22 protein-coding genes are annotated in these 20,307 nt (G+C 49.7%); 12 read left to right on the top strand and 10 right to left on the bottom strand.

All coding sequences use genetic code 11. The features are described 5' to 3' along the window. Positions 1–113: 113 nt before the first annotated feature. The 5 genes from mraZ to A1sIIA65_RS02670 all read right to left on the bottom strand — a co-directional run bounded on the left by mraZ (position 114) and on the right by A1sIIA65_RS02670 (position 5,844). The gene (gene mraZ / locus A1sIIA65_RS02690; RefSeq protein WP_095676054.1) at positions 114–545 is read right to left on the bottom strand and encodes a division/cell wall cluster transcriptional repressor MraZ; all 432 of its coding nucleotides are present in this window, start codon (positions 543–545) and stop codon (positions 114–116) included. Positions 546–746: 201 nt separating this feature from the next. After that, on the bottom strand, positions 747–1,100 hold the full coding sequence (locus A1sIIA65_RS02685) for a DUF3040 domain-containing protein (RefSeq protein ID WP_095676053.1): 354 nt from the start codon (positions 1,098–1,100) through the stop codon (positions 747–749). A gap of 36 nt (positions 1,101–1,136) precedes the next feature. After that, a complete protein-coding gene (gene dinB / locus A1sIIA65_RS02680; protein ID WP_095676052.1) occupies positions 1,137–2,330 on the bottom strand; it encodes a DNA polymerase IV in 1,194 nt (397 codons plus the stop codon). Next, positions 2,327–5,563 (bottom strand): DNA polymerase III subunit alpha, encoded by a 3,237-nt coding sequence (locus A1sIIA65_RS02675; RefSeq protein WP_095676051.1) that lies wholly within the window; start codon positions 5,561–5,563, stop codon positions 2,327–2,329. Before A1sIIA65_RS02675 ends, dinB begins: the two co-directional genes overlap by 4 nt. 2 nt (positions 5,564–5,565) lie before the next feature. Then, positions 5,566–5,844 carry a DUF6504 family protein gene (locus A1sIIA65_RS02670; RefSeq protein ID WP_095676050.1) on the bottom strand — a complete coding sequence of 93 codons (279 nt, stop codon included), beginning with the start codon at positions 5,842–5,844 and terminating at the stop codon, positions 5,566–5,568. A 205-nt stretch (positions 5,845–6,049) separates the two neighbouring features. On the opposite strand from A1sIIA65_RS02670, the gene A1sIIA65_RS02665 reads away from it, so the two are divergent. Together A1sIIA65_RS02665 and A1sIIA65_RS02660 are read left to right on the top strand one after the other, a co-directional pair. Beyond that, positions 6,050–6,472 carry a DoxX family protein gene (locus tag A1sIIA65_RS02665; protein ID WP_095676049.1) on the top strand — a complete coding sequence of 141 codons (423 nt, stop codon included), beginning with the start codon at positions 6,050–6,052 and terminating at the stop codon, positions 6,470–6,472. A gap of 68 nt (positions 6,473–6,540) precedes the next feature. After that, entirely contained in the window at positions 6,541–7,281 is a 741-nt protein-coding gene (locus A1sIIA65_RS02660; protein WP_095676048.1) for a sulfite exporter TauE/SafE family protein, read from the top strand. Here A1sIIA65_RS02660 and A1sIIA65_RS02655 read toward each other — a convergent pair. Continuing rightward, entirely contained in the window at positions 7,278–8,480 is a 1,203-nt protein-coding gene (locus tag A1sIIA65_RS02655; RefSeq protein WP_095676047.1) for an MFS transporter, read from the bottom strand. The genes A1sIIA65_RS02660 and A1sIIA65_RS02655 overlap by 4 nt on opposite strands. A 29-nt stretch (positions 8,481–8,509) precedes the next feature. Here A1sIIA65_RS02655 and A1sIIA65_RS02650 point away from each other — a divergent pair, with 29 nt between their 5' ends. Continuing rightward, a complete protein-coding gene (locus A1sIIA65_RS02650) occupies positions 8,510–8,998 on the top strand; it encodes a YbaK/EbsC family protein (RefSeq protein ID WP_095676046.1) in 489 nt (162 codons plus the stop codon). Here A1sIIA65_RS02650 and A1sIIA65_RS02645 read toward each other — a convergent pair. Together A1sIIA65_RS02645 and A1sIIA65_RS02640 are read right to left on the bottom strand one after the other, a co-directional pair. Then, positions 8,995–9,393, bottom strand: coding sequence for an arsenate reductase ArsC (locus A1sIIA65_RS02645; protein ID WP_095676045.1), 399 nt, complete (start codon positions 9,391–9,393; stop codon positions 8,995–8,997). The two genes, A1sIIA65_RS02650 and A1sIIA65_RS02645, sit on opposite strands and share 4 nt — an antisense overlap. Next, a complete protein-coding gene (locus A1sIIA65_RS02640; RefSeq protein WP_095676044.1) occupies positions 9,394–10,059 on the bottom strand; it encodes an aquaporin in 666 nt (221 codons plus the stop codon). Between the two features lie 15 nt (positions 10,060–10,074). On the opposite strand from A1sIIA65_RS02640, the gene A1sIIA65_RS02635 reads away from it, so the two are divergent. The 4 genes from A1sIIA65_RS02635 to A1sIIA65_RS02620 are packed head-to-tail and all read left to right on the top strand — an operon-like array spanning position 10,075 to position 14,191. Continuing rightward, positions 10,075–10,773 (top strand): spheroidene monooxygenase, encoded by a 699-nt coding sequence (locus tag A1sIIA65_RS02635; protein ID WP_095676043.1) that lies wholly within the window; start codon positions 10,075–10,077, stop codon positions 10,771–10,773. A gap of 14 nt (positions 10,774–10,787) precedes the next feature. Beyond that, positions 10,788–11,594, top strand: coding sequence for a carotenoid biosynthesis protein (locus A1sIIA65_RS02630; RefSeq protein ID WP_095676042.1), 807 nt, complete (start codon positions 10,788–10,790; stop codon positions 11,592–11,594). Positions 11,595–11,600: 6 nt separating this feature from the next. Further along, positions 11,601–12,674 carry a glycosyltransferase family 2 protein gene (locus A1sIIA65_RS02625; RefSeq protein WP_095676041.1) on the top strand — a complete coding sequence of 358 codons (1,074 nt, stop codon included), beginning with the start codon at positions 11,601–11,603 and terminating at the stop codon, positions 12,672–12,674. Continuing rightward, a complete protein-coding gene (locus A1sIIA65_RS02620; RefSeq protein WP_095676040.1) occupies positions 12,671–14,191 on the top strand; it encodes a phytoene desaturase family protein in 1,521 nt (506 codons plus the stop codon). Before A1sIIA65_RS02625 ends, A1sIIA65_RS02620 begins: the two co-directional genes overlap by 4 nt. Here the strand turns inward: A1sIIA65_RS02620 and A1sIIA65_RS02615 are convergent. After that, positions 14,160–14,777 carry a CDP-alcohol phosphatidyltransferase family protein gene (locus tag A1sIIA65_RS02615; protein ID WP_095676039.1) on the bottom strand — a complete coding sequence of 206 codons (618 nt, stop codon included), beginning with the start codon at positions 14,775–14,777 and terminating at the stop codon, positions 14,160–14,162. The two genes, A1sIIA65_RS02620 and A1sIIA65_RS02615, sit on opposite strands and share 32 nt — an antisense overlap. Next, positions 14,774–15,637, bottom strand: a complete 864-nt coding sequence (metF, locus tag A1sIIA65_RS02610; RefSeq protein ID WP_223298098.1) for a methylenetetrahydrofolate reductase [NAD(P)H] — start codon at positions 15,635–15,637, stop codon at positions 14,774–14,776. The genes A1sIIA65_RS02615 and metF overlap by 4 nt, the downstream gene beginning before the upstream one ends. Positions 15,638–15,680: 43 nt before the next feature. Between metF and A1sIIA65_RS02605 the strand changes: the two genes are divergently transcribed. The 5 genes from A1sIIA65_RS02605 (at position 15,681) to A1sIIA65_RS02585 (ending at position 20,303) form a co-directional block, all read left to right on the top strand. Further along, entirely contained in the window at positions 15,681–16,751 is a 1,071-nt protein-coding gene (locus A1sIIA65_RS02605; RefSeq protein ID WP_095676832.1) for a polyprenyl synthetase family protein, read from the top strand. Then, a complete protein-coding gene (gene crtI / locus A1sIIA65_RS02600) occupies positions 16,751–18,235 on the top strand; it encodes a phytoene desaturase family protein (protein WP_095676037.1) in 1,485 nt (494 codons plus the stop codon). Before A1sIIA65_RS02605 ends, crtI begins: the two co-directional genes overlap by 1 nt. Continuing rightward, the gene (locus A1sIIA65_RS02595) at positions 18,236–19,114 is read left to right on the top strand and encodes a phytoene/squalene synthase family protein (protein ID WP_095676036.1); all 879 of its coding nucleotides are present in this window, start codon (positions 18,236–18,238) and stop codon (positions 19,112–19,114) included. It abuts the gene before it with no gap. 96 nt (positions 19,115–19,210) lie between these two features. After that, positions 19,211–19,801: a nicotinamide riboside transporter PnuC gene (gene pnuC / locus A1sIIA65_RS02590; RefSeq protein ID WP_095676035.1), complete on the top strand. Its 591-nt coding sequence runs from the start codon at positions 19,211–19,213 to the stop codon at positions 19,799–19,801. After that, positions 19,767–20,303, top strand: a complete 537-nt coding sequence (locus A1sIIA65_RS02585; RefSeq protein ID WP_095676034.1) for a uridine kinase family protein — start codon at positions 19,767–19,769, stop codon at positions 20,301–20,303. The genes pnuC and A1sIIA65_RS02585 overlap by 35 nt, the downstream gene beginning before the upstream one ends. Positions 20,304–20,307 lie beyond the last annotated feature (4 nt).

Here is a 20,307-nt window from a genome sequence, read left to right as displayed (position 1 = left end):
GGCCTAACATGCTTGGAAAGGTCGGCGGTGGCCACAAATGAGCGCTCTATGTAGTTGTGTTCTGCGGTCTTGCTTTACTGCTTATTCAGTTTTAAATGTTTTTTGCTGATGTTCTAAAAAAGTCCCGGAAAAACTTCTTCAGAGACATCAGCAAAACTCTTTTCGCGATCGGCGAGGTAGGTGCTCCATGCAGCGCTATCCCAGATTTCAACGCGGGTATTTGCACCGATGACGACGCACTCTCTTTCAAGGCCCGCATATGTGCGTAGGCCTTGTGGGATGGTGACGCGCCCTTGGCGGTCAGGAATTTCATCGTGGGCGCCTGCAAACATCACACGCTGGTAATCGCGAGCGCTCTTTGCAGTCACAGGTGCTTGGCGCAACGTCTCTGTAATCGTTGCGAATTCTGAAGATGGGAAGACATAGAGGCATCGCTCTTGTCCCTTAGTAATAACTAATCCAGCTGAGAGATCCTCGCGGAATTTGGCGGGAAGGATCAGGCGACCTTTCTCATCAAGGCGTGGTTCATGTGTGCCGAGAAACATCGTTATCACCACCTTCCCCAAGTTGGTCTGAGCGTGAATTTCCCGCTCAATTCCCCACTTTACACCACTTTCCCCCTTTTTACACCACTCTCACCCATTATTTTCCCTATCCCGCCCCACCTCTCCCCACCCTTTTTGGGCCTAATTCGGGCAAGAAAAAAGCCCCGACCGTATGGCCAGGGCTTATGGATAAGGGCTTATCTACTCAAAGTTACGGCGATCCCAGCGCTCTTGAAGACGATCTCCCACAGATTTACGGGCCCCCTTAGGGCCAGGTGTGCGCGAGGTTGAGATGGAGCCTATGGAGCGTATGAGCATCAGGACCCCCACCAGCGCCACGAGGAAGCCCGCTACTCCGATAGGTGTGGTCTTTGAGATCAGCCCGGCGAAGATGATGGCGATACCGATAAAGCTCAGGCTTACTCCGAGAAGAATCCGTGGACGAGAGGCGGTGATAGTGCTGCCCGCTAAACGTGATTGAAGGCGTGGATCATCTGTGGCGAGAGCTTCTTCCATCTCAGCCAGCAGGCGTCGTTCGCGATCAGATAAAGACATATACAGAGAATAGAACAGTTCCTACATACGCGCTACTTACTCGCTCTCCTGCTCCTTTTCAGGCTTAATCAAGCGTCCTGGGCGCACACTGGCCCGGCCAAACCGGGCAGTTGCCTTATCGATAGCGCTATCTGCCTCTCGCCAGCCTCGTTCACGGGCCCCGAGTTCAAGTTGGACCGGCACATCCTCCTGCAAATTACTCAGAGAGACGCCGACTAAGCGAATACGCGCACCGTCATTGCGCAGTGCAAGATATAACTTCTTCACCACTTCATATGTCTGGTGCGTACTATCGATGGCAAGTGGCAGAGTCTTTGATCTCGTAATCGATGAGAAATCTGCGAACTTAATTTTGATGGTGATCGTCTTTGCAAAGAGGTTGGCATCACGCACTCGCGCAGTGGCCTTCTCTGTCATCCGCAAAAATTCACGCAAGATCTCCTCCGGTGAATCAATATCTCGTGAGAATGTCTCTTCATTACCAATACTTTTCTCCGGTTCATTGACCACCACATCGCGGTAATCGCGCCCCCATGCAAGTTCATAGAGAGATTCACCTGTTGCATCCCCGAGCGCTCGAATTAGTGTGGAGCGCGGAGTATTGGCGATATCGGCAACGGTATGAAGGCCTAAGCGATCAAGGGATTCGGCAGTCTTTGGTCCCACTCCCCAGATAGCGCGCACAGGAAGTGGATGAAGAAATTCAAGGATGCGATCGGATTTGATTTCCAGCATCCCATTAGGTTTGCAATGTTGGGATGCCAGCTTTGCAATGAACTTAGAAGGTGCGATACCGACTGAGCAGGTAATGCCTTCCTCTTTCTCCACCTGCGCGCGAATCAGAGCTGCAATCTCACGCCCTGTGCCAAATAACTTCTGCGATCCTGTGACATCAAGGAATGCTTCATCGAGTGAGATGGGTTCGACAAGCGGTGTGTAGGAGTTGAAGATTGTCATCACACGCTCTGATATTTCAGAGTAGCGATGGTGCTCTGGTGGGATAAAGATGGCGTGTGGTGCCATCCGCTTGGCACGTCCCACAGGCATTGCAGCTCTAATACCAAATTTGCGCGCTTCATAATTTGCAGAGAGAACAACGCCGCGCACTCCAGCTCCCACAACAAGTGCCTTACCTTTATATTGCGGGTTATCGAGTTCGGCTACCGATGCATAGAAGGCATCCATATCGACATGCAGGATGGTGGATTCCTGTGCCTCATCGATACTCATATCGCCACACTATCTGCTTGGCTACGCCATTTTTCGTAAGCCAAGCGCAAGTCCCACACTGCTGTTGCGCGGATAGAGATACCACGAGCACCTGTGCGCCGGGTTTCACCGCGCACCAAGAGAAGTGATGTCGCATAGAGCGTTGATGCATGATCGACTTGTGCATCAGGAAAGAATGTTGAATCACTGCATCCATAACCATCATCGAGAGTTAAGAAGATAACGCGGCGACCTGAACGCACCGGCGGAGTCTGCAGGGCCACTTTGACTCCTGCAACAAGGACTGATGACTTGGAGCGATGAGAAAGTAAGTCAGAAGATTTGACGGCACCAATGGCATTGAGAAATGGCGCATAGAAAGAGAGCATATGTTGGGTGACATCCATGCCCAGCCTTTCAACTTCACTGCGCACCTTCTCGGCCACATTCAAGGGTTGCAGACCACTGCTTTCAAGTGCGGGGGCTGCAAAACCAAAGGTCATCTGTGATCCTGGTAAGTGCGCAACTGGTGATTTCTGTAGGTCGCTAAAGTGCAATAACAAATCGCGTTGATTGGTGTGAATCGAATCAAATGCCCCCGTCATAATCAGATTCTCAATCACTGGTGTTGATGCACCGGACCTTCGATAAAAGTCTGCAAGATCGATATAGGGCTGGCCGGCAATGATCGAGGTAATTTCTTTCTCTGATATTGACGCAACGCTTGAGAAAGCGATGCGCACAGCATCGCCATCGAGTGTGCGCTCAATGCGATAGTCAGCAGATGATCTATTGATATCAAGGGGTGCAATACCCACACCTATCTGTCGCGCTTCATCGAGCAACAACCGCTTGGGATACATCCCAGGATCATGGGTCAATATCCCTGCGATAAATGCTGCAGGGTGATGGGTCTTAAGCCATGCTGATTGATAGGTAGGCAGGGCAAAGGCAGCAGCGTGTGCTTTACAGAAACCAAAGGATGCAAAGGCGCGCAGAACATCCCAAATCTCAGTAATGACTTTAAGTTCATACCCACGTTCACTAGCCGCAGGAAAGAACCAATCGCAGACCTCTTGTTGGCCAGCCCTATCCCCCAGCGCTCTGCGCTTTTCATCAGCTGCAGCAAGTGAAATCCCTGTCATCACAGAGATAATCGAGATCACCTGTTCGTGAAAGACAACAACGCCTTCGGTTTCAGAGAGGATCGGCAGCAGATCAGGGTGAATGATCTGCGCTGGGCGAAAGCCATGGCGCGCTTCAAGAAATGGTCGAATCATGTCGCTCTTGACCGGCCCTGGCCGAAAGAGTGAGATATCGATAACCAAATCGTTAAAGGTGCGTGGCTCTAACTTTCCCACGAGTTCGCGCTGTCCAGGGCTTTCGACTTGGAAGATGCCTAAGGTGCGCGTTGATTGAATCAACTTATAAGTATCACCATCATCGAGTGCCACCGCATCGATATCAATCTCTTGATCTCCAACGCGTTTAATTTCATGCACGGCATGAGCAATTGCCGATTGCATCCTCACACCCAAAATGTCGAGCTTGAGCAGCCCAATATCTTCCACATCATCTTTATCAAATTCGACCATAGGAAAACCACCAGCGTTGAATTGCACCGGTGCGCGATCAAGAAAAGATGCATCCGATAAGACCATGGCGCATGGGTGCATCGCTAAGTGTCGAGGCAGACCATCAAGGCGAGCAGCGAGAGCAATAGTGGCCCGAGTAAGAGGCGCCGATGTATTGAAGTCCTTGAGTTCAGGTAGCGAGTTCAGCGCTGCATCGATATTGCCTGCACGAATATGTGGCATTGATTTCGCAAGCAGATCAATCTCCATTGCCGGCATGCCAAGTGCTGCCCCTGCATCGCGGATCGCATTGCGTGCACGGTATGTATCGACCATGGCAACGGTGGCACAGCGTGAAATAAGTCCTGGTTGATCCCATGTAGCGGGGCCATATCTCTTAAAGACCATCTCATAGATTTCAAGGCGCCTAGCTGATTCCACATCGATATCGATATCAGGAAGTGCGCGACGTAGAGGCGAGCAGAAACGCTCCATCAATAACCCATATTGCATGGGATCTACTCCTGATATCCCAAGTAAGTGACAGATAAGAGAACCTGCACCGCTGCCACGTGCTGCAACGCGAATATCGGCACCTCGCGCCATATCGGTAATGTCGGCAACGGTTAAGAAGTAGGACTCATATCCCAGTGTTGCAACGATGGACAGTTCATCATCAAGTCGTGCACGCGCCTTAGCAATAGTTGCCCCATCGTTATAGCGCCAGTTGATTCCAGCTTCAGAGCGAGTGCGCAGCAAGGTGCGCATTGCAGCAGGTGATGTGGCGCCCACAACATGGGGTTCGGGTAGATGAATACCACCTAAACCAATATCGCGATGCGGTGATAGCACTGCGCGCTCTGCCCACTGCCTAGTTGTCTTCAGCAGTGCACGTGGTGTGCGCTCTCCTGCTGCTTGTGCAATCTCTGCAGCAAGTGCGATCATCTCATCACTACTCTTTAAATATCCTTCAGCATTACGGCGTTCAACGTTGCGCGGATGCAGCGGTACTAATTGACGAGCACAATCAAGGACATCAGCTACTGGGCCATCGGCGCGATCGCGCATACGCGCAGCATTGGTAATCACTGCATCAATATCGTTATCGCGAGCAAAGATCAGAGAGCGTGCAGCATGGGCTGTTGAGCGCGGCCCACTACCTGCAACTAAGTGTGAAACGCACTCAATAGCGTGGTCTGCAAAGAGATCACGGGTCTGATTAAAGATTTCTAGCGCTCTATCAAAGCGATGAGTAGCAAGGGCCTGTGAGACCGGGGACTCTGGGCCATGCAGCAGATGCAGATTGGATGTGTACTGACTAAATTTTTCAAGTAGCTCTGGCGTTAATACCGCTGTGCGATCTGGGCTATTCATCTGCAGCCCTGTATAGAGGCGCACCAAACTGCGCCATCCCCCATCGCTATGTGCAAGGACTGTAACGCGTGGAAGTGTGCCTGATACATCACCGATTGCAATCGGAAGATTGATTCCGATAATCGGTGCAATCCCATGCGATACACATGCTTTGGTAAAACGGATAGCACCAGCCAAACCATCGCGATCTGTGAGTGCGAGCGCCGGCATCTCAAACTCTGATGCGCGCGCAACTAAATCACGAGGTTGTGTTGTTCCATATTTCAGTGAGTACGCACTTGCTGTGCGCAGATGGATAAAGCTCATTGCTAGATGGCCCTAATAATCCATTGACCCGTTGCTTCATCACGTTCGAGTTGGAATGTGGTGAGTGCACCGATAGGCGCTGCCTCAACAGTCCAGAGCGCACGCGCTTGATCATCGGGACGAAACTTGCCATCGCTAATGCGATTCCACCATCCACCTGCCTCACACCATCGCGATAAGACTGCATGGATACGAAAGCGTCTTCCCTTAAAGGTGAATTCGATAGGCGTCAGTCCCCCATCGGAGACGACCTCGTGAGCCTTTACTACTTCTGCTGCCATCTTCTCTTACTTCCCCTTGGTGCCTCTTGATAATTCGAACAGATGTTCGAAAAGTAGACCAGAGGGCTGACAAGGGCAAGTGGCCCCCAGATTGAGCGTGGATCGAGCCCTCACAGGTGAGGCAAAGGGCGTGGCGTGGCTAGAGATAGTTGAAATTTCAACTATTCTTACCCTGTACACACCCGCTAACTCTTAGGAGACACAATTGGACGCAGTTCTACTCGTAGGCCGAATTCTCTTCGCCTTTATCTTCATCACATCAGGTATCGCTCACTTCGCAAAGCTTGAAGCGATGACAGGTTACGCACAGTACAAGAAGCTCCCAGCTGCAAAGCTCGGCGTTCTAGCCTCTGGTCTGTTCTTCCTTCTCGGTGGCGTCTATATCGCTATCGGTCTCTGGGTTGACCTTGGCGCACTTCTCTTGGCTATCACACTCATCCTTGCTGCAGTCATCTTCCACAACTTCTGGAAAGAGACAGACCCAACAGCTAAGCAGAACGAGATGATCGCATTTAACAAGGACATCGCACTTGCAGGAGCTGCTCTTATCCTCTTTGCACTCATCGCATTTGGATCCCTCACAGAGTTCGGTCCAAGCGTTGGAAGCCTGAACTTCTTCGATTTCTAATTTAAAGTTCATTAAAAGCCCCTCGAGAAATCGGGGGGCTTTTACTTTTATCCTGCCAAGATAGCCATATGGAAATCCTTGGAGCACTCCTTGCTGGCTCCTTTATAGGAGCAGTCCTTGGCTTTGTCGGAGCAGGTGGCGCCATGCTCTCTGTTCCTATCCTGATGTATCTCTTTGACTTCCAACCCAAGCTTGCAACCACTGCAGCTTTGGCCGTTGTCTTTCTGGCGGCCGCATCTGGCCTGATTCCAAAGGCGAGAAAGAAGCAAGTTCTCTATCGAGATGCCTTTGTTATCTCAGGTATTGGTCTGATTACTAACCTTGGCTTTGCATCGATTGCGCAACATCTTCCCGATTCCCTCATCACCACAGGTTTTGCTGGCGTATTAATCCTTGCTGGATTCTCCATGCTGCGCCCGCCAAGACTTGAAGAACATAAGCGCATGCCGATCAGCGTTCTCATCGTGATGTCACTTCTTATCGGTTCGATGACAGGACTCTTTGGAATCGGTGGGGGCTTTCTTGCAATCCCAGTGCTGGTTCTCTTCTTCGGCACTCCTCAAGCAATTGCTGCAGGAACATCACTTCTGATCATCGCACTTAACTCGCTGATCTCATTTGTTGGCCACCGCGCGCTCTGGAGTGATGTGCAGTGGCATATCCCCATCTTTATGGCAGGTGCTGCAATTGTTATTGCCCAGCTTGCATCCCATTTTTCAGGAAAGACATCTCCTGTTGTATTGCGTAAAGCATTTGCCTATCTTCTCTTTGCCATCTCACTCTTTACTCTTGCACAGACTTGGCTTTAAACCTTAATCACGCGAGATAAGAACCCTGCCATGGCAAGGAGTGCAACGGGATAGAACATCGCAACAGGTAGCGAGAAGATATCTGCAAGAAATCCTGTAATTGTTGGCCCAATGAAGTAACCAGCAATTCCTGTTACTCCCACGCGAGCAATGGCAACACCTGGAGCAATGCCTGGAATACGACTTGCCGCCAAGATAAATGCAGGAAACATCGGACCAATGCCAAGACCCGCTGCTGCAAAGCCAATATTGATGATGATAAATGCAGGCAGTGGATGGGAATCTGAGAGTGGAACAGCGATTGCAATCGCACTTCCCCAGATGAGCGCTCCACCATAACCACCAATGCGCACGGTGGCTGCTGGACCAAATTTAGTCAGCGCCCAATCGCCTGAGAAGCGAGAGATGATCATCGCAAGGGAAAAGGATGCAAATGCTGCAGCGTTAAGTCCCTTACCGATACCCATGCTGTCTTTAAGAAGGAGTGCGCCCCAATCACTGGCTGATCCTTCTGCAATCATTCCACCGAGCATTCCAAAGCCCATCCACCACAAAGGCACAGTCTTCTTACCAAAGAGTGGAATCTTTGCTGATGAATCTTCGTGATCGCCCTTATGGTTATCAAGATCTGGCGGCAACATAAAGCGAGAGAGGGGAATAAAGAATAGAATCGAGACGAGTGCAATGCCGATGAGATTCTCTCGAGGTTCAACAAAGTTCGCTATCGATCCACCCAGAACAGTTGTTGCAAACGCGCCAGTACTCCAACACCCATGGAAGGAGACCATCCATTTGCGATCAACAAGATTTTCCACTTCAACGGCAACTGTGTTGCTGGTGATATCGAGATTGGCATAACCAAATCCCAGAACAAAGAGGGCCAAAAATAGTTCGGTGAATGTCCGCGCACTTGCCATGCCGATCAACCCAACAGGCATCACAAGTACTGCAACCGAAATAACTTTCTTCGTTCCAAAGGTATGAATGGCACGTCCTGCAAGCTGCGCACCCAACACAGCACCGATCGTGCTTCCGATGAAGACTAAGCCAAGCTGCGAGTTGGTAAGACCAACGGCCTCTTTGATCTCAGGGATTCGCGGCACCCAACCCATTGAGACAACTCCCATAAAGAAGAAGATTGCCCAGAGCGCATTACGGGCTCTAATTCCATGCTGATAAGGCGTCAAAGTCCGAGACATGGCGCGACGCTATCTCATAAAGTTCTCACATGGATGGAATTCTGGAAAAGGCGGCAGTTAAACGTTTCAAAGAGGCGGCCGATTCTCTCGGCGTTAAGGGTCAAATCAATATCCTCGCCGACACAGCTCGCACCGCCATCGATGCCGCCAACGGCCTTGGTATTGAAGTCGGACAGATTGCATCATCGCTGATCTTCAAACTTCCATCCGGCAATCCGCTACTCATCATTACTAGTGGTCGCCACAGAGTTGATACAGAGCTCGTTGCAAAGAACCTGAACATCGCAGAACTCGGCCGCGCAGATGCCAACTACGTCAAGGAAGTATCTGGATATTCAGTCGGTGGCGTATCCCCCATCGGTTGGATCTCAACACCAGAAATGACATTGATCGATGAAGCGCTCAATGATTACGAAATCGTCTGGGCTGCATCAGGTCATCCTCATGCGGTTTACCCAACAAGTTATGCAGAACTCATCACATGCACAAGTGCTACACCGATGGTCGTTGGAGATTAAGTAAGCAGTTCAGCAAGTAACTTCTCAACGCGGGCTTTAATTTCATCGCGAATCACGCGCACTGATTCAATTCCTTGCCCTGCAGGATCATCAAGCACCCAATCTTCATAACGCTTTCCTGGGTAGTACGGACAAGCGTCACCGCAACCCATAGTCACGACTGCATCAGATGCTTGAACAGCCTCTGGCGTAAGAATCTTGGGGGTGTTATTTGCAATATCAATTCCTACTTCAGCCATCGCTTCAACTGCTATTGGGTTAATGGAATCTTTGGGGGCAGAGCCTGCTGAGAGAACTTCAACGCGACCTTGACCGAGCTCGCGCATAAAGCCTGCTGCCATCTGTGATCGACCTGCATTGTGAACGCAGACAAAGAGAACGCTTGGCTTACTCATTTACTTTCCTGACTTTGATTTAGAGGTGAGTGCTTTAAACCCTGCATATCCAAGAGCTGCGCCCACGATCTGAGCGGCGATGAATGCTGGAACTGATGAGAACTTAATCCCTGAGAATGAATCGGTCAGGCTTCGTGCGATTGTTACAGCGGGATTGGCAAATGAAGTTGAGGATGTGAAGAAGTAGGCAGCGCCGATCCAGGCAGCAACAAGGCGTGGGATCTTCTTATCTATCCCCTGCTTGATTGCTATAAAGATGATGAAGATAAGGCCAGCAGATGCAACAACTTCTCCAAGAAGGAGGTTGGCACCATCTCTTACATTCTGTGAAGGATCAATTGCAGGGTGCTCGAACATGAGGTTGGCAATTATTGCTCCGAGTGAGCCACCAAGAATTTGAGCAATGAAGAAATAGATGGTGTGAGCTGCAGTTAACTCTTTACGAAGGTATGCGATTGCGCTGACTAGCGGATTGAAGTGGGCACCGCTGATGGGGGCTAGAAGAGTAATAAGGATGTAGAGAACAAAGACTGTTGCAACTGTGTTGATGAGCAGATCGATGCCTAAATCTGCGCTGAGGTTGGTCGCCATAATGCCAGAGCCAACAACGGTGGCCACAAGGGTTGCCGTGCCGATAAATTCGCCGAGGAACTTCTTGCGCAGCATGGGTATCCTTTAACTATGGAGAGCGCCGAGAAGGTCACCGTCGCTTACTTCTTTACTATTGCTCGCAAGACTATTCTATTCGCCTTTCTCTCTATGGCAATTGACCGTATGCGCAGTCGTAAGTTCACCGGGATTTCATTTTCCAAGCTTCTAGGAACAGGCTCTGGCCAGACCTTCACGCCCAGTGATGCGGTGCTTACCCGCTGGGGCATGGTTGTTGTTATCGATAAGAAACGTCTTCAAGCCTTCGATCAATCCTCCATCATCTCCAACTGGAGAAAGAGATCAACATCTGAATTTCGCGCAGTGCTATCTCCTCTGTCATCTCATGGTCTGTGGGCAAAGAAGAATCCTTTTGATTTCATCACACCTGCATCAAGTGCGGATGTGCAGATTGCAGCCATTACTCGTGCCCGCATTAAATGGAATAAGAACTTCATTTTCTGGAAGTCTGTCCCTCCCGTAGTCATCGACCTCCATAGCAATCCAGGTTTGATTGCAGCTATTGGAATTGGTGAAGCACCTATCGGATTGCAGGGAACTTTCTCCCTGTGGAAATCAGCATCAGCGCTTCGCGACTTTGCATATAAAGGTCAGGCCCATCAAGTTGCCATCAAGCAGACTGAAGAAATCGGTTGGTATAGCGAAGAACTCTTTGCACGCTTTGAAGTCCTTGAACTTCGGGGTGAAATTACTACCCAACCCCACAAGTAAGGCAGACTTAGCCCATGTCGATTCGCCACTACAACCCGCGTCGCCGGCGCCGTGGTGGAATCTCCCCTAAAGCTAGAAATCTTCTCTTCTTCTTCCTTGGATTAACAATCGCTCTTCAGATCTCTTATCCCCTCATTGATGGTGAACCTCTGCGCCTTGTCACCATCGCAACTATCTATGCAGGCGCTCTTGCCATGGTGATCCATGGACATCTCTCATATGGTGCCAAGTATTCAACTCGTTACCTACCTATTACCGCCCTCTTTGGTCTTGGCATTGAAGTCCTTGGCGTTCACACAGGGTGGCCATTTGGAGTCTATGAATATGACTCTTCCCTTGGCGCACAACTCTTTGGTGTGCCACTCGTAGTTCCCTTTGCGTGGGTGATGATGGTGCACCCTGCACTGATTGCCGCACGTCGCATTGCAGGTAGTTGGGTATTTCTCTACGGAGGCGCACTTCTTGCAGCATGGGATTTATTCCTTGACCCACAGATGGTTGCAGCAGGCAGATGGAAGTGGGAGGTAACGGGTGCACATGTTCCCTTCACACCAGATATTCCACTCTCCAATCCATTTGGATGGCTCCTGGCAGGATTACTCATCACAGGATTACTCAACAAAGTCCTTCCTCGCGAACGCAGAAAGAATCCAGCATCCCTTGCCGCCGTTGATGCACTCTTGCTCTGGACTCTCTTCGGAGGTTTCATCGGCAATCTCTTCTTCTTCGATCGTCCAGGGCTTGCCTTCTTTGGAACGTTGATTATGGGTTCTCTCTTGATTCCATACTTCTTCTCCAGCTGGCTTGGCAACAAAGATTAATTAGCAATGGCTCAGATTCTTCTCTCCTTCTCCATCGTCATCTTTGCCATCTCACTCATTAACTTTCTCACCATCCGTATTCCACAACGAGATGAAGAGGTCAAAAAGGCTGTCACTGTCTTAGCTCCGATGCGCAATGAGGCAGAGAATGTCCCCGAATTTATCTCAGCACTCTCTACGCAAATGGGCGTTAAGAACCTCAAGTTCATTGCGATCAACGATGGATCCACAGATAAGACGGCAGAGCTACTCAATACTGTTATTGGAAGCGATCCTCGCTTTACGGTGATCGACTCCCCCACGCAACGCACTGGCTGGCTTGGCAAAGTCTCTGCACTGCAATCAGGTTTTGAAGTGGCCACCTCTGACTACATCATCACCTTAGATGCCGATGTGCGCCTTGAACCCAATGCAATCATGCGCGCCATTACTCAGCTTGAAAGGCTGAAGCTAGATTTCATCTCTCCCTACCCACGGCAGATTGCACAGACATTTCCAGAGAAGTTAATTCAGCCTCTCCTGCACTGGTCCTGGATGAGCACCATTGTGCTTCGCCTTGCAGAGAAGTTTCCGCGTCGCTCCACTGCCGTTGCCAATGGCCAATTCTTTGTGGTGCGAAAGAGCGCACTTGATGCCATCGGTGGCTTTTCAACGGTGAGTAATCAGATCCTTGATGACATTGAACTTGCACGCTCACTTATTGCAGCTGGATATAAGGGCGTTGTGACTGAGGGTTCAGGTATTGCAAGTACTCGCATGTATGGATCCTTTGATGAAATCAGACAGGGCTACGGTAAATCTCTCTGGAAAGCTTTCGGTGGCCCACTCGGCTCCCTCATCGCCATCACATTTCTCTTCCTCACAGGAATTCTTCCCGTTCTACTCATTCTCAATGGTTATCTCACCGGTTGGTTTATCTATCTCTATATAGCTTTCTCTCGTGAGATAAGTGCGATTCGCTCTCGCGGTAATCCGCTCTATGCTTTCTTACATCCACTCTCGAGTGCGCTACTGATTTATTTGATTATTTATTCCTGGCGCAAACGAGGCAGCATCCAATGGAAAGGTCGCACTGTATGACCGGCCATGTGGGGCGAGTGAAGAACCCTGAAGATATTGCAGTTATCGGTGCAGGTATTGGTGGCCTCTGCACTGCTGCGCGCTTAGCAAAAGCTGGCCACAAGGTCACGATCTTTGAAGCATCCAACCGCACCGGCGGTAAGTGCCGCACTGAATGGATTGGTCGCTACGCATTCGACACTGGTCCTTCTCTTCTGACACTTCCGGCTGTCTATCGAGATTTCTTTCAGCGCACAGGCGATGTCATGGGACGCATTCTTGAAATTGAGGAAGTAAACCCATCCTTTGATTACCGCTTCCATGATGGAAAGTCTGTGAAGTTTGCCAACTTATCTCGCAAGAAAACACTTGCATCGATTGAGCAATCACTGGGCCTAGAAGCTGCAAGCGAATGGGATCAGGTGATGGTGCAGGCAGAGGCGATGTGGGATGTATCTCGAACACCGTTTATTGAATCAGAGTTGAAATCTCCACTCTCACTACTCAAGCGCCCGAGGTTGCTTAAAGATCTCAAGACAATTTCACCGTGGAAATCCTTACGAGGACTTGGAATTACCAACCCCTATTTGGCAAAGATTATGGATCGCTATGCAACCTATAGTGGTTCAGATCCGCGCGTAGCACCGGCAGTTCTCTCCACTATCGCCTTTGTTGAAGAAGCCTTCGGTGCCTGGCATATCAAGGGCGGTGTTGGAACTTTGTCTGAGAAGATCACCGAGCGCTGTGAGAAGTTAGGTGTGGACATTCGCCTTAACTCATACGTTGAAGAAATTACCTTAAGTGGCGGCAAGGTCACAGGAGTAGTTGTGAATGGAAATAGGGAGAGCTTTGATCGCGTCGTTGCCAATGCTGATGCGCAATTTGTCTATGAGAAGTTACTTGCTCCCACAAATAAAGTCGTCAAGATCCGCAAGCAATTGGCAAAGCAAGAGCCTTCCCTTGCCGGCTTCTCTCTTCTGTTAGGGCTTAAGCCATCAGATGCTGCGCCCCTTGAGCACCACACCATCTTGTTCCCTGAAAATTACGATCATGAATTTGAATCCATCTTCACCACAAAGACTCCTGTGGAAAGACCAACAATCTATATCTGCGCACCGCGTGATCCACTGATGGTCAAAGATGTGGGCCATGAAGCCTGGTTTGTTCTCGTTAACGCTCCGCGACATAGTAAAACAGGTGATGGATTTGATTGGAGCGATGAAGTCTTTGCTCGTCGTTATGCAAATACCATCATTGATCAGATTGAAGCATCAGGAATACCTATTCGCGATCGCTTAGAAGTCCTGGAGATTCGCACTCCCCTGGATCTGCAGACCAGCGTCAATGCACCAGGGGGTTCTATCTATGGAACATCCAGTAATGGCGCACGCTCTGCATTTGCTCGAGCAAAGAATCGCTCACCGATTAAGGGTCTGTATTTAGTAGGTGGATCTGCTCATCCTGGTGGTGGATTGCCACTTGTGGGATTAAGCGCTGAGATGGTTGCTAACGCAATACTTGAGAAGCAACCTTCATAACCTTTAGGAAGCTAAAGGTAAGAAGTGCCAGGAATGCGTAAGAAAGAATGAGCGTTCCTGGAATATCAAAGATATAGAAGAGCAGTGCAAAAGCCATAAAGATTGCGCGCACTGGTCGTTCAGTGGGTGTGACAACACCGATTTCACGGTGGCCAAGAGATGCAAGTCGTGCTCGTGCATATTCCTGAGTGGAAGCAATGGTCCACATCGTGATGACAACCCAGGCAGGAATACCTAAACGCCAGCCCATATAGAGCCAGAACGCTTCAGAGATGCGATCGGCAAGTGAATCAAGGACCTCGCCCCATTTGCTCTCTGTGCCACGCAGAATTGCAACACTTCCATCAATGCCATCGAAGAAGAGTGAGATCACAAGTAGTAGCAGGGCAATCCCTGCATAGGTAGAAAGTGCCATAGCGATGGCGGTACCCAGACCAAGGAGTGTTAAAACATTCGGTGAGATGCGAAGGGCCACACAGACGCGAGCTGCTTGATAAGAGATTGAGAGCCAACGACCCACTACGCCTTCAGTATCAGCGCCTCCATGCAAGGTGCTCCAGCGTTCTTTAAATTCCTGCTCTTTCATCGCTCATCTTTTATCTGAGAATAAATCTCGCGCGTTGCAGATGAAGTATTCATTGTGTAGAAGTGAAGGCCCGGAGCTCCAGCTTCGAGTAAGTCTTGGCAGAGCTTGGTTGCAATCTCCACGCCAAGTTTGCGAACATCATCGGCATTATCTTCAATCTTAGAAAAGCTTTCCGAGATGTGTGCAGGAATGGGAACTCCACTGAGCTCTGCCATGCGATTGAGTTGCTTCACATTGGTCACAGGCAAAATGCCGGGAATAATCGGCAGGGTTGAACCTTTTGCCGCTAACTTATCAACGAGCGTCTTCCACTTCGTTACATCAAAGAAGAATTGTGTTGTGGCAAATGTTGCACCGCGCTTTTCTTTCTCAAGCAACACCTGAACATCCTTATCGATATCACCGTTGGATGAAGGATGTCCGTCAGGAAATGCTGCAACGCCGATGGTGAATCCACCGAACTCTGCAGCAAGTGTTACCAATTCATCTGCGTGGCTCAATCCACCTTCGGTGGGCGTCCATGGTGCTCGTGGTCCACCAGTGGGATCTCCGCGAAGAGCCAAAATACTTTTAATTCCAGCGCTGCGATATTTACCAAGAATCTCAATTAACTCTGTGCGAGTTGAGCCAACGCAGGTTAAGTGAGCAACTGTGGGAACGTGAATTCGAGCAGTAATTTCAGAGGTGATTCGGATTGTGCGATCTCTCGTTGATCCACCTGCGCCATAGGTCACAGAGATGAAATCAGGGGCGATGGATTCAAGCTGTGACATCGCAGCCCAGAGGCGTTCTTCGCCTTCAGTATCTTTTGGTGGGAAGAATTCAAATGAGTAGGTCAATCCACTCTTCACACTGCGCATCTCCACGGCGTCAGGATATCGTTGCGCCGTGGATAAAGAGGTCATGAAGAGCGCATCTGAGGTGCGCGATGCGGTGAAGGGCGAGTTAACTCACTATCTCGCCGAACAACGTGACTATCTCACCAGCATCGCATCTGAATTAATCCCTGTCTGTGATGCCCTTGAAGATTATCTTCTCGAAGGTGGCAAGCGACTTCGCCCACTCTTTGCCTATGCAGGATTCCTCGCTGCAGGATCAACTCCCTCTCGCACCGATATTCGCGCGATGGCCAGCCTTGAACTCTTGCAGGCATGCGCACTGATTCACGATGACTTAATGGATGGATCTGATACACGTCGTGGAAAGCCAGCCATCCATCGCCACTTTGAAAATCTTCACCGCCAAGGATCACTGGCGGGTCTTGCAGATAAATTTGGAGAAGCTGCAGCTGTATTACTCGGTGACTTAGCTCTTGTCTGGTCAGATCACATGTTGCATAACTCAGGTCTCTCCCATGAATCACTGACGGCCGCCCTTCGCATTCATGATGAGATGCGCATTGAATTGATGGCAGGTCAATACCTTGATGTGCGCGAAGCTGGAGAGCGCGAACATAGCGTTGAGCGATCACTTCGCATCGCTCGCTACAAGTCAGGTAAATACACGATTGAACGTCCACTGCATTTAGGCGCTGCCATTGCGCGTCCATCGGCGACCGAACATTCAGAACTTCTCAATGTCTTATCTGCATACGGTCTTCCTCTGGGTGAAGCCTTCCAATTGCGCGATGACATGCTCGGAATCTTTGGAGATCCAAAGGAGACAGGAAAGCCAGCAGGTGATGATCTTCGTGAAGGAAAGCGCACAGTCCTCATGGCGATGACCATGGAGAAGGCATCGAGTGGTGCTCGCGCAGAACTTTCAGCACATCTTGGAAAGCCTGATCTCTCCCCTGAAAAGATTGAATCTCTTCGCACACTCATCGTTGAGACCGGCGCTATCGCCGATGTTGAAAAATTGATTGACCGCTTAGGCGAAGAATCAGTAGCTGCAGCAAACTCTGCAGCGATCAATGAAAGCGCACGTCCATTTCTCTTGGCTCTGGCTGAGACCGCAATCCGTAGGAGCTATTAATGACAAGAACAGTTAAGGGACCCACAGATCACGTCGTCGTAGTAGGCGCAGGACTCGGTGGCCTCAGTGCAGCACTTCGCCTTGCAGGTGCTGGTCGCAAAGTCACCGTGGTTGAACGTGAATCAGTTCCTGGTGGTCGCAATGGACTTCTGAAGAAAGATGGCTACTCATTCGATACTGGCCCATCAGTTCTGACAATGCCATCACTGATTCAAGATGCATTCTCATGCGTCGGTGAAGATATGAAGGATTGGCTTGATCTGATGCCTCTTACACCTCTCTATCGCGCCTTCTATGCCGATGGTTCACAGATTGATGTCCATGCAAATACTGCGCAGATGGAAGAAGAAATTCGCACTCACGTCTCTGCAGAAGAGGCGATGGGCTATCGCAAGTATGTGGAATTTGTTACCAAACTTTATAAGTATGAGATGAAGGACTTCATTGATAAGAACATCGACTCACCACTGAACCTTGTAACTCCTAACTTGGCTCGCCTCATCGCACTCGGTGGCTTTAGACACTTGCAGCCAAAGGTCAATCAATACCTGAAAGATCCACGCCTTCAAAAGGTCTACTCATTCCAAGCAATGTATGCAGGTGTGAGCCCACAGCAAGCGCTAGCAATCTATGCAGTCATTGCCTATATGGATTCGGTCAACGGCGTCTTCTTCCCTAAGGGTGGAATGCATGCAGTTCCTCGAGCGTTAGCTGCTGCTGCGCAAAAGCATGGCGTTGAATTTAAATACGACACCACTGTGACTTCCCTTGATAAGCAGAACGGACGCGTCAAGGCAGTTCTGACTGACACAGGTGAGCGCATTGAATGTGACGTTGTTGTGATGAACCCAGATCTGCCAGTTGTATGGCGTGATTTGCTAGGTAAGACACCCCTTAATATCAAGCGCCTTAACTACTCACCATCATGTGCAACTCTTCTTGTGGGATCTTCCAAGAAGTATGACCATATCGCTCACCACAATATTCACTTCGGAGAGTCATGGGATGGCGTCTTTGATGAACTGATCAAGAAGAAGACTTTGATGACAGATCCATCAGTACTCGTCACAGTTCCAACTCACGATGATGCCTCCCTTGCACCTGCAGGAAAGCAGTCCTACTACATCTTGTATCCAACACCGAACTTGGATGCAGATATCGATTGGACTAAGCAGGCCAAGCCTTATCGCGATCACATGATTAAAACTCTCGAAGATCGCGGATATACAGGCTTTGGTGATTCCATTGAGACTGAAGTGATGACGACTCCCCTTGATTGGCAAGCACAAGGAATGGAGCGCGGTGCACCATTTGCTAGCGCACACACCTTCTTCCAGACAGGTCCCTTTAGACCACGCAATATGGCTGCAGGATTTGAAAACGTTGTCTTTGCAGGCAGTGGAACTCAACCTGGAGTTGGCGTTCCCATGGTTCTTATCTCAGGTCGCCTTGCAGCAGAACGCATTGTGGGTCCGGTTAAGTAGATGGATGCAGCACTTGCAGCATCGTATGAAGAGTGCAAACGACTTAACTCCTTGCATGGCAAGACCTACTACTTAGCAACTCTGCTTCTTCCAAAGAATAAGCGTCCCTATGTTCACGCACTCTATGGATTTGCTCGCTATGCCGATGAGATCGTTGATGATTTAGCCTCCACTCTCTCACCAACAGAGAAGGCTGATGCTCTGCGTTCTTGGAGCAGCGGTGTTCTTGCCGATCTCAAAGCAGGAACAAGCACAGATCATATTGGTCGCGCACTTGTTGATACCGCTCACACATTCGATATCCCCCACCAGCACTTCGTTGATTTCTTGCACTCTATGGAGATGGACTTAACTGTCACCGAATATCAGAGATATGAAGATCTCCTTGAATATGTCTATGGCTCTGCCGCCGTTATCGGCCTTGAGATGGTTCCCATCCTTGGATATTCAGATGAGCGCGCATATGAGGCAGCTAAGAAACTCGGTATTGCATTTCAACTCGCAAACTTCATCCGCGATGTTGGTGAAGATCTCGATCGTGGTCGTGTCTACTTGCCGCTACAAGAGCTTGCACAATTCGGCGTCGACCGAGCAATGCTCGAGCGTCGTGTATTGACCCCTGAAATCGTTGCCGCTCTCAAGTTCCAAATCGCACGAGTGCGCCAATTGCAACGCGAAGCAGATATCGGTATCGCATACCTCGATAAGCAATCACGTCCATGTATTCGTGCTGCCAGTGAGCTCTATTGCGGAATCGTCGATGAAGTCGAAGCTATTGGATATGACATCTTCACTAAGCGAGCAAAGACTTCTACTGCTCGCCGCGCACGTGTTGCAGGAGCTGCCTACATACAGGCAATTGCTGCGCGTATTGGATAAAGTTCTACCTAACGGGAGCCACAGTGGCTGAGAGGACTTCATCGAAGTCGACCGTCTGACTGGTCCGGTAATGCGGATCTAGAAATGAGGATCTAAGTGTTTTCCACTTTCTTTACAGCATGGGGTTATGAAGTTTCCTATCTTGAATTTATTGCATCTGTTGTTTCCTTCGTAGGTGTTGCACTGGGCATCACAGCAAAGCGCATCACATGGCCTTGGTGGGCGCTAAGTGCAATCCTCTATGGCATCTTCTTCTTGCAATACAAGCTCTATGCAAGTGCTGCTCTTCAACTCGTATTTATCGCAGCAGCAGTTGCCGGTTGGTATGGATGGGAGCCAACGGGTGCAAAGCCTGGCCCATTTAGAAATAGGTACCGTCTCTACACAATTGCAGCAATCATTCTTGCAACTCTTGTCCTCGGCCCCGTTCTTAAATCACTGGGCGCTGCATCTACCTATATCGATGCAATCCTCTTCTTTGGTTCACTCGCTGCTCAAATTCTGATGGTCTATGAGAAGTACGACAGCTGGCCAATGTGGTTGGTAGTAGATGCCGGATACGTCGCTCTCTATGCATCACAGGGTCTACTCTTTACAACGCTGCTCTATGTGGCATTTACTGCAATGGCAGCATTGGGATGGAGTCGCTGGTATGGAACTCATAAGCGCGCTCTTAGATCTCTGTAAAGACGCTACCCAACCCATTATTGCAATCGATGGGCCGGCAGGTGCTGGAAAGACAACGCTGGCCCACGACATCAAGCTTGCACTTGCCCAGAGATATTCCATCACTGAAATTCATATGGATGATCTCTACGATGGTTGGGATAACGCACTCACGGATCAACTCACTGATGTGCTCACTCATCTCGTTGCAGCACATAAGAAATCTGCTGCTATTTCACTTTCCACATACAACTGGCAGGCAGGTGCATTCTCACCCGTTGCTGAGATAGAAAAGTCAGAACTTCTCATTCTCGAAGGTGTAGGCAGCGGGCAGATGGCTATTCGTGATTCTCTCTCGGCTCTTATCTGGATTGATATCGATGAAAGTGAAGGACTAGCAAGGGTTCTAGCGCGCGATGGAAAAGAGATTGAGAGTCAGATGAGAAAGTGGCTTGCCACACAGGAGCAACACTTTGCAGGTGAAGGCACGCAGAACGCTGCTGATTTCGTACTGACTACCTAGAATT

The sequence above is a fragment of the Candidatus Planktophila dulcis genome (assembly GCF_002288225.1).
Taxonomy (GTDB): Bacteria; Actinomycetota; Actinomycetes; order Nanopelagicales; family Nanopelagicaceae; genus Planktophila; species Planktophila dulcis.
Note: the sequence above shows the minus strand (reverse complement) of the source record. Positions and strands in the feature narration are given on the sequence as shown.

What these genes read in the sequence shown, in the direction of transcription:
- A1sIIA65_RS02660 (WP_095676048.1), top strand. Translation starts at nt 6,541, where the DNA reads ATGGAAATCCTTGGAGCACTCCTTGCTGGCTCCTTTATAGGAGCAGTC.
- dinB (WP_095676052.1), bottom strand. Translation starts at nt 2,330, where the DNA reads ATGAGTATCGATGAGGCACAGGAATCCACCATCCTGCATGTCGATATG.
- A1sIIA65_RS02605 (WP_095676832.1), top strand. Translation starts at nt 15,681, where the DNA reads ATGAAGAGCGCATCTGAGGTGCGCGATGCGGTGAAGGGCGAGTTAACT.
- A1sIIA65_RS02585 (WP_095676034.1), top strand. Translation starts at nt 19,767, where the DNA reads ATGGAACTCATAAGCGCGCTCTTAGATCTCTGTAAAGACGCTACCCAA.
- A1sIIA65_RS02645 (WP_095676045.1), bottom strand. Translation starts at nt 9,393, where the DNA reads ATGAGTAAGCCAAGCGTTCTCTTTGTCTGCGTTCACAATGCAGGTCGA.
- A1sIIA65_RS02630 (WP_095676042.1), top strand. Translation starts at nt 10,788, where the DNA reads ATGTCGATTCGCCACTACAACCCGCGTCGCCGGCGCCGTGGTGGAATC.
- crtI (WP_095676037.1), top strand. Translation starts at nt 16,751, where the DNA reads ATGACAAGAACAGTTAAGGGACCCACAGATCACGTCGTCGTAGTAGGC.
- mraZ (WP_095676054.1), bottom strand. Translation starts at nt 545, where the DNA reads ATGTTTCTCGGCACACATGAACCACGCCTTGATGAGAAAGGTCGCCTG.
- A1sIIA65_RS02685 (WP_095676053.1), bottom strand. Translation starts at nt 1,100, where the DNA reads ATGTCTTTATCTGATCGCGAACGACGCCTGCTGGCTGAGATGGAAGAA.
- A1sIIA65_RS02625 (WP_095676041.1), top strand. Translation starts at nt 11,601, where the DNA reads ATGGCTCAGATTCTTCTCTCCTTCTCCATCGTCATCTTTGCCATCTCA.
- A1sIIA65_RS02640 (WP_095676044.1), bottom strand. Translation starts at nt 10,059, where the DNA reads ATGCTGCGCAAGAAGTTCCTCGGCGAATTTATCGGCACGGCAACCCTT.
- metF (WP_223298098.1), bottom strand. Translation starts at nt 15,637, where the DNA reads ATGCGCAGTGTGAAGAGTGGATTGACCTACTCATTTGAATTCTTCCCA.
- A1sIIA65_RS02650 (WP_095676046.1), top strand. Translation starts at nt 8,510, where the DNA reads ATGGATGGAATTCTGGAAAAGGCGGCAGTTAAACGTTTCAAAGAGGCG.
- A1sIIA65_RS02655 (WP_095676047.1), bottom strand. Translation starts at nt 8,480, where the DNA reads ATGTCTCGGACTTTGACGCCTTATCAGCATGGAATTAGAGCCCGTAAT.
- A1sIIA65_RS02620 (WP_095676040.1), top strand. Translation starts at nt 12,671, where the DNA reads ATGACCGGCCATGTGGGGCGAGTGAAGAACCCTGAAGATATTGCAGTT.
- A1sIIA65_RS02635 (WP_095676043.1), top strand. Translation starts at nt 10,075, where the DNA reads ATGGAGAGCGCCGAGAAGGTCACCGTCGCTTACTTCTTTACTATTGCT.
- A1sIIA65_RS02615 (WP_095676039.1), bottom strand. Translation starts at nt 14,777, where the DNA reads ATGAAAGAGCAGGAATTTAAAGAACGCTGGAGCACCTTGCATGGAGGC.
- A1sIIA65_RS02595 (WP_095676036.1), top strand. Translation starts at nt 18,236, where the DNA reads ATGGATGCAGCACTTGCAGCATCGTATGAAGAGTGCAAACGACTTAAC.
- A1sIIA65_RS02675 (WP_095676051.1), bottom strand. Translation starts at nt 5,563, where the DNA reads ATGAGCTTTATCCATCTGCGCACAGCAAGTGCGTACTCACTGAAATAT.
- A1sIIA65_RS02670 (WP_095676050.1), bottom strand. Translation starts at nt 5,844, where the DNA reads ATGGCAGCAGAAGTAGTAAAGGCTCACGAGGTCGTCTCCGATGGGGGA.